The sequence below is a fragment of the Shigella sp. FC1544 genome (assembly GCF_001722145.1).
GTDB lineage: Bacteria > Pseudomonadota > Gammaproteobacteria > Enterobacterales > Enterobacteriaceae > Escherichia > Escherichia coli.
Map to the genome: position 1 here is coordinate 17,908 of NZ_MECT01000255.1, position 12,030 is coordinate 29,937.

General features: G+C 49.7%; 7 protein-coding genes and 2 pseudogenes. 3 read left to right on the top strand and 6 right to left on the bottom strand.

What is annotated here, in order from left to right; translation table 11 throughout:
• Nucleotides 1–35: 35 nt before the first annotated feature.
• The 4 genes from alkB to ompC all read right to left on the bottom strand — a co-directional run bounded on the left by alkB (nt 36) and on the right by ompC (nt 4,121).
• Nucleotides 36–686 carry a DNA oxidative demethylase AlkB gene (alkB, locus tag BGK49_RS13590; RefSeq protein WP_000884959.1) on the bottom strand — a complete coding sequence of 217 codons (651 nt, stop codon included), beginning with the start codon at nt 684–686 and terminating at the stop codon, nt 36–38.
• The gene (ada, locus tag BGK49_RS13595; RefSeq protein WP_000786355.1) at nt 686–1,750 is read right to left on the bottom strand and encodes a bifunctional DNA-binding transcriptional regulator/O6-methylguanine-DNA methyltransferase Ada; all 1,065 of its coding nucleotides are present in this window, start codon (nt 1,748–1,750) and stop codon (nt 686–688) included. Before ada ends, alkB begins: the two co-directional genes overlap by 1 nt.
• A gap of 73 nt (nt 1,751–1,823) precedes the next feature.
• Nucleotides 1,824–2,879 carry an FAD:protein FMN transferase ApbE gene (gene apbE, locus BGK49_RS13600; RefSeq protein WP_000406113.1) on the bottom strand — a complete coding sequence of 352 codons (1,056 nt, stop codon included), beginning with the start codon at nt 2,877–2,879 and terminating at the stop codon, nt 1,824–1,826.
• Nucleotides 2,880–2,990: 111 nt separating this feature from the next.
• A complete protein-coding gene (gene ompC, locus BGK49_RS13605) occupies nt 2,991–4,121 on the bottom strand; it encodes a porin OmpC (protein ID WP_000865598.1) in 1,131 nt (376 codons plus the stop codon).
• A 738-nt stretch (nt 4,122–4,859) separates the two neighbouring features.
• Between ompC and rcsD the strand changes: the two genes are divergently transcribed.
• Together rcsD and rcsB are read left to right on the top strand one after the other, a co-directional pair.
• Nucleotides 4,860–7,532 carry a phosphotransferase RcsD gene (gene rcsD / locus BGK49_RS13620; protein WP_001249158.1) on the top strand — a complete coding sequence of 891 codons (2,673 nt, stop codon included), beginning with the start codon at nt 4,860–4,862 and terminating at the stop codon, nt 7,530–7,532.
• 16 nt (nt 7,533–7,548) lie between these two features.
• Nucleotides 7,549–8,199 (top strand): response regulator transcription factor RcsB, encoded by a 651-nt coding sequence (gene rcsB, locus BGK49_RS13625; protein WP_001061917.1) that lies wholly within the window; start codon nt 7,549–7,551, stop codon nt 8,197–8,199.
• Nucleotides 8,200–8,398: 199 nt separating this feature from the next.
• On the opposite strand, the gene rcsC is transcribed toward rcsB, so the two are convergent.
• Together rcsC and BGK49_RS27095 are read right to left on the bottom strand one after the other, a co-directional pair.
• Nucleotides 8,399–11,248: a two-component system sensor histidine kinase RcsC gene (gene rcsC / locus BGK49_RS13630; RefSeq protein ID WP_000876039.1), complete on the bottom strand. Its 2,850-nt coding sequence runs from the start codon at nt 11,246–11,248 to the stop codon at nt 8,399–8,401.
• Nucleotides 11,249–11,522: 274 nt separating this feature from the next.
• Nucleotides 11,523–11,678: pseudogene (locus BGK49_RS27095) on the bottom strand (DUF2135 domain-containing protein); the annotation flags it as partial.
• 74 nt (nt 11,679–11,752) lie between these two features.
• Here BGK49_RS27095 and BGK49_RS13635 point away from each other — a divergent pair.
• A pseudogene (locus BGK49_RS13635) lies at nt 11,753–12,030 on the top strand (transposase); the annotation flags it as partial.

Below are 12,030 nucleotides of genomic sequence, written 5' to 3' on the forward strand. Positions count from 1 at the left end.
CATCTTCGCGCGCACAGCAATAATAATTCTTATTTTTATTCTTTTTTACCTGCCTGACGGAATGTCAGGTTGTAGCGGCAGTCGGTGGTGAGTGGATGAAACCCCGCTTTCAACGGTTGAATACCGTGATAAAACAGCCGCGATTCACCGCCCCATACCACCATATCGCCATGTTCCAACAACAAACGTTTGAGCGGATCATTACGTTTCAGGCCACCAAATTGAAAAATCGCGGGTAAGCCCAGAGAAACAGAAACAATTGGCGCGCGCAGATTCGGTTCGTCTTTATCCTGATGCAGCGACAGTTTCGCGCCAGGAGCGTAGCGGTTGATAAGACAAGCATCTGGCTGGAAATCTGGATAGCCCGCCGCCGTAGCCGCACGTTGACATAAATCATGAAAGCTTTGTGGCATGGCGGGCCACGGTTTATTTGTTTGCGGATCAATGGGCGAATAGAGATAACCTTGCCGATGGGTCGTCCAGCCCAGATGCCCACAGTTGGTCATCGCCACCGACATGGTATATCCCCCGGGGGTGACCATCTGGCGAAACGGCGACTGGCTGGCAACGTCATTAATATCGCGGATCAGTTGCTCCGCAGCGTTAAAAGCAAAACGCCGTAAAATTACCGCACCAGCCGCCAGTGGCTCTTGCCACGGTTCAGCATCGGCAAACAGATCCAACATTACCTCTCCTCATTTTCAGCTTCGCGGCGCAGCAGTTGCGCTTTACGCGACACGCCCCAGCGGTAACCGGAAAGTGTGCCATCACCACGGACCACTCGATGACAGGGTATTACGATAGCCAGCTTGTTGGCGGCACAGGCGCTGGCAACGGCCCGTACCGCTTTCGGTTTGCCGATGGCGTTAGCCAGTTGCTGATAACTGACGGTTTCACCGCAAGGTATCGTGCGCAGTGCCTGCCAGACTTGTTGCTGAAAAGCAGTGCCGCGAATATCCAGCGGTAACGTCAGCGGCGTATCGCGTTGATTGAGGCTGGCGATCACTTCACGCACATGTTGCTGAAACGTCAGATCGGCAGGCGCGTTGTCGGCAGCGGGAAACATCTGCTGCAACTCGCTGATTAATGTCGCGTCATCATCGCCCAGCAATATCGCGCAAATCCCCCGCTCGCTTTCTGCCACCAGGCAACGACCCAGCGCACAATCAGCCAGCGCGTAACGCACCGCCAGATTTTCGCCACCGTGACGGAATTGTTTAGCCGTCATGCCCAGCGTTTCATCGGCTTTGCGGTAGTAACTGCTGCTGTCGGGGAATCCGGCGTTAAGAATAGACGTCGTCACGCTCTCCCCTTTCGCCAGCGATTCGCGCAAACGGCGAGCGCGCCAGGCCTGTTGCCAGGCTTTAGGCGTCATTCCGGTAGTCGCTTTAAACAACCGATGTAGATGAAATGGACTCATCGCCACCTGGTCGGCTAAGGCTTCCAACGTTACAGGCGTTTCCTGTTCCAGCAGTCGACACGCGTGGGTGATTTTATCCAACCGATGTTGCTGGGCATTGGCTTTATCAGGTTGGCAGCGTTTGCAGGGGCGAAATCCGGCGGCGAGTGCCTCGCTGGCATTTGCGTAGAAGGAGACATTTTCCCGCAAGGCATGTCTGGCGCGGCAAGACGGACGGCAAAAGATGCCTGTGGTGCGCACGGCGAAAACGAATTCGCCGTCGGCATTCGGGTCGCGGGCTAAGACAGATTGCCAGCGTTGATCGTCAGTTAAGCATGTGGCGTTTTTCATAATCAGCTCCCTGGTTAAGGATAGCCTTTAGTCTGCCCGGTCACCATCACGCAAAAACCAACAATCTTGCGCTTTAATTTTTTTCGCTGACAAGGAAGCTTTTAAACTGTGGTGACATCCAGGTTTTAAAGCTATCGCCTTCTTTGGTGATCATATAAACCGCCAGCCCTTCCCGGCGAACAACCTCTTTGGCTTTCTCCGGCCCGAGTACCATCAAGCCAGTATCCCAGGCATCGGCTTCCAGCGCCGTCGGAGCAATCACCGTCACGGATACCAGATTATGTTCGATGGGACGCCCGGTTTGCGGATCGATAACATGGGAAAGACGTTTGCCGTCCAGTTCGTAATAGTTACGGTAGCTGCCAGAGGTGCTAATCCCATGACCGTTGATATCCACCACAGCCTGAACTGCGTTTTCTTTATCGGTTGGTTTTTGAATCGCTACCCGCCACGGCAGGCCTTCACCGTTCATACCACGGCTGTTCAGCGCGCCGCCCACCGACACCAGATAGCGGGAAATCCCTTCCTGCTCCATCAAGCGTGCCAAGTGATCCGCCGCATAACCTTCGCCGACGGTAGAGAGATCGACATATAAATCCGGCAGGTCTTTTTGCAGATATTGCTGATGCGACTGATTAATGACCGTAAGGTGCTGTAAACCAGTTTTGGCTTTCATCTCGTCGATCTGTTCCTGGCTCGGAATTTGAACCGGCTGTTGTTCCGGGCCAAAGCCCCACAGATTTACCAGCGGCCCGACGGTAATATCCATCGCACCATCGGTCTTCGCGCCAATGCGCAGCGAGGTAGTGACGATTTCGGCCATCGCTTCACTTACTGGCCACGGCGACAAACTTTGCGAGTCGTTAAAGCGCATCAGCGCGGAATCTTTTTTATAGGTCGAAAGCAGCTGATCGTCGGCGTCCAGCTGGGTCTGAATCTTTTCTTTAAGTTCGACACTGCGTTTGGCATCAATGCCCGGGATGCTGGCACGCCAGAAGGTACCCATGGTTTTGCCTTCAAGAACGGTAACTTCAGTAGCGTGGGTTTTGGCGGGTTGTGGTTTTTGATCGCAACCAACAAAGAAGAGCGCGGCAGCCAGCAGTGCCACGCGGGTAAAGCTTATTTCCATACGTGATTATCCTCATGCGAACGGTCGCAAGAGTACACCAAAAAACTGAGTTTGTACGCTGAAAACAATGAACAAAGGGCCCGCAGGCCCTTTGTTCGATATCAATCGAGATTAGAACTGGTAAACCAGACCCAGAGCTACGATGTTATCAGTGTTGATGCCAGCGTCACGAGTGAACTGGTTGTCGTCCAGCAGGTTGATTTTGTAGTCAACATAGGTGGACATGTTTTTGTTGAAGTAGTAGGTCGCGCCAACATCAACATATTTCAGGATATCTTCGTCGTCGTAGTTACGACCATTGATGACACCCAAGTTTTTACCTTTAGACTGCAGGTATGCTACAGACGGACGCAGACCGAAGTCGAACTGGTACTGAGCAACAGCTTCGAAGTTCTGTGCTTTGTTCGCCCAACCCAGGGAACCTACGCGAGTTGCGTTGTAGGTCTGGGTGTACTGAGCAGCCAGGTAGATGTTGTTAGCGTCGTATTTCAGACCACCAGTGTAGGTTTCAGCACGGTCGCCAGTACCGATGTAGTTACGAACTACACCATTGCTGATGTAGCTACCATTTTGATCATCAGTACGTTTGGAGCTGGAAACTGCAGCACCGATACCGAAGCCTTCGTAATCATAAGTGATAGAACCGCCGACACCGTCGCCGTTCTGACGCAGAGCGCCACGACCGTTGTTGGTCATGCCTTCGCCGCTTACGCTACCGTTTTTGCCCTGGTACTGAACAGCAAAGTTCAGACCGTCAACCAGACCGAAGAAGTCGGTGTTACGGTAGGTCGCGAAGCCGTTACCACGCTGCTGCATGAAGTTGTCAGAACCGTAGGTGTCGCCACCGAATTCTGGCAGTACGTCGGTCCAGGAAGTTACGTCGTAAACAACGCCGTAGTTACGACCGTAGTCGAAAGAACCTACATCCTGGAATTTCAGACCTGCGAATGCCACACGGGTCCAGGAGTTTTCTTTGTTGTCTTCAGAGGTATTGCCCTGGATCTGATATTCCCACTGGCCGTAACCGGTCAGCTGGTCAGTAACCTGAGTTTCGCCTTTGAAACCAAGACGTACATAGGTCTGGTCGCCGTCTTCTGACTTGTTGTCAGAGAAATAGTGCAGGCCGTCTACTTTACCGTACAGATCTAATTTGTTGCCGTCTTTGTTGTAAACTTCAGCAGCGTTTGCTGCGCCTGCTACCAGCAGAGCTGGGACCAGGAGGGACAGTACTTTAACTTTCATGTTATTAACCCTCTGTTATATGCCTTTATTTGCTTTTTTATGCCACTGCATACTGATTAACCCTCATTAATCAGTCGGCAAGTCCATTCTCCCCAAAAATGCAGAATAATCCAACACGAATATGATACTAAAACTTTTAAGATGTTTCATTTATCGCTATAGATGTTTCAAAATGTAAATACAAGGGAACTTTTTAAGATTATTGTGGAATGGCGAAATAAGCACCTAACATCAAGCAATAATAATTCAAGGTTAAAATCAATAACTTATTCTTAAGTATTTGACAGCACTGAATGTCAAAACAAAACCTTCACTCGCAACTAGAATAACTCCCGCTATCATCATTAACTTTATTTATTACCGTCATTCATTTCTGAATGTCTGTTTACCCCTATTTCAACCGGATGCCTCGCATCCGGTTTTTTTTACCCTTCTTTACACACTTTTCATTATTCTGTGCTACCACAGAAAAACTATAACGCTTGTTAACTATTTCACAAATAATTAACATCAGCATAATTTCCAGCAATCATCGTTTATTTGCAATTAATTTCGTTGGGCTTTTTGTAGGTTATTTGTACAGCAAAATGGCGCTTGTACATCTATTTCCCCCAATGCAGGATGATAAATATCACGGGAGAATAGAGAATCATCAATCAGGTAAGAGTCTGGAATTTCACACTGTACCCTTTATACTGCCCTATCACTTCGCGAAGTTTTAACAGGTCATAAACACGAATGCGTCAGAAAGAGACAACGGCCACGACCCGCTTTTCACTCCTACCGGGGAGCATTACCCGCTTCTTTTTACTGTTGATCATTGTGTTACTGGTGACGATGGGTGTAATGGTACAAAGCGCCGTTAACGCATGGCTGAAAGATAAAAGTTACCAGATTGTCGACATTACCCACGCTATCCAAAAGCGCGTCAATACCTGGCGTTACGTGACCTGGCAGATCTACGACAACATTGCCGCGACGACCTCCCCCTCCTCCGGCGAAGGTTTACAAGAGACGCGCCTGAAACAGGATGTCTACTATCTGGAGAAACCGCGCCGCAAAACGGAAGCGTTAATCTTTGGCTCTCACGACAACTCAACGCTTGAGATGACTCAGCGGATGTCCACCTATCTGGACACATTGTGGGGCGCAGAAAATGTACCGTGGTCGATGTATTACCTGAATGGTCAGGATAACAGTCTGGTGCTGATCTCAACCCTGCCCCTCAAAGATCTCACCTCCGGATTTAAAGAATCGACCGTCAGCGACATTGTTGATTCACGTCGTGCAGAGATGTTGCAACAGGCCAACGCCCTCGATGCACGCGAAAGTTTTTCTAACATGCGCCGCCTGGCCTGGCAGAACGGTCATTACTTTACCTTGCGTACCACGTTCAACCAGCCGGGACATCTGGCAACGGTCGTAGCTTTTGATCTACCGATTAATGATTTGATCCCACCGGGTATGCCGCTGGACAGTTTCCGCCTTGAGCCAGACGCGACGGCAACGGGAGACAATGATAATGAGAAAGAAGGGACGGATAGCGTCAGTATCCACTTTAACAGTACGAAGATTGAAATCTCCTCGGCACTCAACTCTACCGATATGCGCCTGGTCTGGCAGGTTCCTTATGGCACCTTATTGCTGGATACGTTGCAAAACATTCTGCTGCCACTGCTGCTGAACATCGGTTTGCTGGCGCTGGCGTTATTTGGCTATACCACATTCCGCCATTTCTCCAGCCGCAGTACAGAAAGTCTACCCAGCACGGCGGTCAATAACGAATTGCGCATTTTACGGGCAATTAATGAAGAGATAGTCTCACTGCTGCCGCTCGGCCTGCTGGTTCACGATCAGGAATCGAACCGCACTGTCATAAGTAACAAAATTGCCGATCATTTGCTGCCGCATTTGAATCTGCAAAACATCACCACCATGGCGGAACAGCATCAGGGGATTATTCAGGCGACGATCAATAACGAGCTGTATGAGATCCGCATGTTCCGCAGCCAGGTCGCGCCGCGCACACAAATTTTCATTATTCGCGATCAGGATCGCGAAGTGCTGGTAAACAAGAAACTCAAGCAGGCGCAGCGTCTGTATGAGAAAAACCAGCAGGGGCGGATGACCTTTATGAAAAACATTGGCGATGCGCTGAAAGAACCCGCACAGTCCCTGGCGGAGAGCGCGGCTAAACTCAACGCCCCGGAAAGCAAACAACTGGCGAATCAGGCAGATGTGCTGGTGCGGCTGGTCGATGAAATACAGTTAGCGAACATGCTTGCGGACGATAGCTGGAAAAGTGAGACGGTGCTGTTCTCCGTGCAGGATTTAATTGATGAAGTTGTGCCTTCAGTGTTGCCTGCCATCAAGCGTAAAGGTCTGCAACTGCTGATTAACAATCATCTGAAAGCACACGATATGCGCCGCGGCGATCGCGATGCCTTACGACGTATTTTGCTGCTACTGATGCAATATGCCGTGACCTCAACGCAATTGGGAAAAATCACCCTTGAGGTTGATCAGGATGAGTCCTCTGAAGACCGCCTGACATTCCGCATTCTGGACACGGGAGAAGGCGTAAGTATTCATGAAATGGATAATTTGCACTTCCCGTTTATCAACCAGCCCCAAAACGATCGCTATGGCAAGGCGGACCCGCTGGCATTCTGGCTGAGCGATCAACTGGCGCGTAAACTGGGCGGTCATTTAAACATCAAAACGCGGGATGGGCTTGGTACACGCTACTCTGTGCATATCAAAATGCTCGCCGCTGACCCGGAAGTTGAAGAGGAAGAAGAGCGTTTACTGGATGATGTCTGCGTAATGGTGGATGTTACTTCGGCAGAAATTCGGAATATTGTCACTCGCCAGTTAGAAAATTGGGGTGCAACCTGTATCACACCCGATGAAAGATTAATTAGTCAAGATTATGATATCTTTTTAACGGATAATCCGTCTAATCTTACTGCCTCTGGCTTGCTTTTAAGCGATGATGAGTCTGGCGTACGGGAAATTGGGCTTGGTCAATTGTGCGTCAACTTCAATATGAGCAACGCTATGCAGGAAGCGGTCTTACAATTAATTGAAGTGCAACTGGCGCAGGAAGAGGTGACAGAATCGCCTCTGGGCGGAGATGAAAATGCGCAACTCCATGCCAGCGGCTATTATGCGCTCTTTGTAGACACAGTACCGGATGATGTTAAGAGGCTGTATACTGAAGCAGCAACCAGTGACTTTGCTGCGTTAGCCCAAACGGCTCATCGTCTTAAAGGCGTATTTGCCATGCTAAATCTGGTACCCGGCAAGCAGTTATGTGAAACGCTGGAACATCTGATTCGTGAGAAGGATGTTCCAGGAATAGAAAAATACATCAGCGACATTGACAGTTATGTCAAGAGCTTGCTGTAGCAAGGTAGCCTATTACATGAACAATATGAACGTAATTATTGCCGATGACCATCCGATAGTCTTGTTCGGTATTCGCAAATCACTTGAGCAAATTGAGTGGGTGAATGTTGTCGGCGAATTTGAAGACTCTACAGCACTGATCAACAACCTCCCGAAACTGGATGCGCATGTGTTGATTACCGATCTCTCCATGCCTGGCGATAAGTACGGCGATGGCATTACCTTAATCAAGTACATCAAGCGCCATTTCCCAAGCCTGTCGATCATTGTTCTGACTATGAACAACAACCCGGCGATTCTTAGTGCGGTATTGGATCTGGATATCGAAGGGATCGTGCTGAAACAAGGTGCACCGACCGATCTGCCGAAAGCTCTCGCCGCGCTGCAGAAAGGGAAGAAATTTACCCCGGAAAGCGTTTCTCGCCTGTTGGAAAAAATCAGTGCTGGTGGTTACGGTGACAAGCGTCTCTCGCCAAAAGAGAGTGAAGTTCTGCGCCTGTTTGCGGAAGGCTTCTTGGTGACCGAGATCGCTAAAAAGCTGAACCGCAGTATTAAAACCATCAGTAGCCAGAAGAAATCTGCGATGATGAAGCTGGGTGTCGAGAACGATATCGCCCTGCTGAATTATCTCTCTTCAGTGACGTTAAGTCCGGCAGATAAAGACTAATCACCTGTAGGCCAGATAAGACGCGTTAGTGTCTTATCTGGCATTTGCACCGATTGCCGGATGCGGCGTAAACGCCTTATGCGTCCTACGATTCCCATTATTTCAACAGATTACATCAAAGTAGGCCAGATAAGACGCGTCAGCGTCGCATCTGGCATTTGCACTGAATGCCAGATGCGACATAAACACCTTATCCGTCCTACGATTCCCGCGATTTCCTGACCCTCTCGGCATATACCGTCAGCGTCTGTTTTATCACATCCAGCGTTACCGGCTTCGACAGGCAGCTGTCCATACCGGACTCCAGACACCGCTGCTTCTCTTCAGCCAACGCATTAGCAGTTACTCCGATTACCGGCAACGTCAGTCCCAACTGACGAATGCGTTGCGTCAAGCGGTAACCATCCATATTTGGCATGTTGACGTCGCTAAGCACGATATCAATATGATTCTTGCTAAGTACATTAAGCGCATCGACACCATCATTCGCGGTTTTACATTGATAGCCCAACGATCCCAACTGATCTGCCAGCAGACGTCGGTTAATCGGATGATCATCCACGACCAGAATCATCATATCGTCATTATCGCTGACCGCTTTGTCCGTCGACGGCAGAGCGTTAGCAGGATCGTCGCTCTCCATCTCGATCAAATAAATACGCGCCAACAATGCCGGTAGCTCATGCGGGGCAGCCACACTGTGTACCCACTCCCCTGGCGCTTTCTCCAGCGGAATACCAATATGGCGACGACAGAAGGTCACTACCGCTCTACCCTGCCATTTTTTACTCACTACCTCGTCAGTAATTAACACATCTTCGGGAGTCGGTTCCTGCCCTTCGTATGTTGTAACGACGATGCCGCTGCGCTGCAAACTAGTTTCCAGGAACTGACAGAGCGACGCATTGAGGACCGCCAGCCAGCAGCGTTTACCACTCAACCCTTCCACGCCTTTTTTCTGCGGGTACTGAGCGCCGTACAACGGAATACGCACGGTAAACTGGCTGCCCATTCCCGGTTCTGAATCTACCGAGATATCGCCGTCCATCATGCTGATCAGTTTTTCACAAATCGCCAGACCCAGACCGGTCCCCTGGAAGTTTCGCTGTACGCCCGTTCCGACCTGGAAGAAGGGATCAAACAAGCGCACCACTTCTTTCGCCGGAATCCCCACGCCGGTATCGCGAACACGGATAGAGAGATAATCGCCATCAGCGCGGACATGCAAAACTATACAGCCGGTATCGGTGAATTTTATGGCGTTACTCAACAGGTTGGAGATGACCTGCTGTAAACGCATCGGGTCGCCATTTAAGGCCACTGGCACATCCGGTTCAATAAAGCAGTACAAGCCTAACTGCTTGCGTACCACCAGCGGTAAATAGTTGGCGGTGATGTGGTTCATCACTTCACGCGGTGAAAACTCACTCGGTTCGATCTTCAACTGTTCCGATTCAATCTTCGAGAAATCGAGAATATCGCTGATAATTTTCAACAACAGGCTGGAAGAGTTGTTCATTGCCGTCACCAGCCGATCGACGCCTTTCGGTAACTCTTTGGTTTGCAACAGATCCAGGTTACCGATAATGCCATACAGCGGCGTTCGCAGCTCATGACTGACGGTGGCAAGGAACATCGATTTTGACTGGCTCGCCTGTTCCGCTGCTTGTGCCATCTCCTGCAACGACTCTTCCATCTTCGCGCGCGAAGAAACATCCACCAGCACACAAATGGCCACGTTTTCATTACGATAGCGCGAATGGACGAAGCTGATTTGCAGATTGGTATTGTTGCTGGTCAGGACATCAACAAAATTGACCTGCTGCCCACAGATAATTTGCGTCAGTCGTTGGCGGTCCTCATGCGTAAGCATATTGAGATAGGTATGCGCCAGTTCGTTACTTAAAATATTGACGCCATCAGCGGTACGCAAAATGCAGATACCCACTGGCGCGGAGGCGACAATCTTGCGATTGAACTGCTCATGTTCTTCCAGTCGCAGGGCGTCGCTTTCCGCCGGAATGAAAATACGTCGCTCGTACATCCGTGCGAGAGTAAACAATGCAGCTCCGGCAAGCACATTCAGCAAAATTGCGTTAAGGATCAACATGCGAATGCGTTCCAGCACCTTATCAACCGGCACCGAATACACGATGCTTAGCGATGAGGGTGGCAGATTTTTCTTCAGCACCAGCTCCCGGAACCCTTCCGTATAGCCAAACCAGGAGCGTTCCTGCATCCAGCGAGGATCGCCCTTAATTTTACTTTCTGGTCCGGTAAGCGAAATCAGGGTATGACCATTTTCATCAAGAATGGTAACCCCCATCGGCAACGTACCCGGTAAGAAAAAGTTCTCCATCCGGATGGTCTGCTCGACCCCCAAAAGCGCCTGCAACCGGTTCGCCAGATAAACTGGCGTCAACGCGTAAAAATACCCGACGCCAGGGCGCGGACCTTCGCTGATCCAGTAGAGGTTACTGCCGCTATCATCTTGTGGTGCATTTCGATATTTATTGATGCGTTCATGCAAAGCTTTCAACGCGGTATCGCGTTCCACTGGCATATCACGCAGACCGAAATTGGCCATGCAGAGGTTATCGCTGCCGATTAAAAATACCCGGTTTAGATCGTAAGCCACAGAAAAATTATCGCGCCAGTAGCGCATAAACCACGCCAATGACTCCAGAGAACCTCGCCAGGTGTTACTCATTGCGGAACAATCGGAGTCGGCAAACAGCGGTTCAAACGCAGGCACATCCGCCTGCGTTTCTCGTCCACGCGGGGAAAGCACACCGTTTTCTGCCGATAAGCGATTTTCGGCGATGTACTTCAGCTCTTTCATCACATCAGAGGTGCGTTGAATAAAGCGCTGAGCCTGATCGGAACTCAGATTAAATTCCTGACGAATTTCCGATTCTCGCTGATGTAACGCATTAACGATGTAAAAAACGGATGAAAAAGCAATCAACAGCCAGAGCACTAACGCCAATGCTCTGAACATGTAGCGCGAGGCTTTCAGGGTTGTACGAAAAGAAGCAAGGTATTTCAAAGGGGCGAAGCTCCGCCTCAGGTGACCGATGGAGTGTGGTTAAGGTAGCGGTAAAAGCGTGTTACCGCAATGTTCTGTCATTATTGCAATAATGCGTATCGCTTAGAAACCATTGCCTTAACCAGGAAAGCCGGAGTAGATGGACAGTTCTCAGTACGAAAAATAAGAAATGACCAATCTGCCGACGCTTGTTAATGGTTATATCCTGGCGTCGGCAGATCGCCCAGCAGTCTTATCTGAAAAAAGAGAGAGCCAGGTTGTGTGAAGGGATGGATCACCAGTCAAAACTTTTCACCAGCGTCAGCTCGCCAGCATTACGCATCGGTACAATAAATGTTTCCTGTTTCTCATTGACCGATCCTTCATCGGTGATCAGCGTCAGTTGGGCGGTGGTTAATTCCGTTTCGCTGCGCCCACCATAGTAGTTGATATTGAAGTGGCACACTGAATTTGGCCACCTGAACAGAGGTGATATGCTCACCTCAGAACAACACAGGTGCTCCAATGAAAAAAAGAAATTTTAGCGCAGAGTTTAAACGCGAATCCGCTCAACTGGTTGTTGACCAGAAATACACGGTGGCAGATGCCGCCAAAGCTATGGATGTTGGCCTTTCCACAATGACAAGATGGGTCAAACAACTGCGTGATGAGCGTCAGGGCAAAACACCAAAAGCCTCTCCGATAACACCAGAACAAATCGAAATACGTAAGCTGAGGAAAAAGCTACAACGCATTGAAATGGAGAATGAAATATTAAAAAAGGCTACCGCGCTCTTGATGTC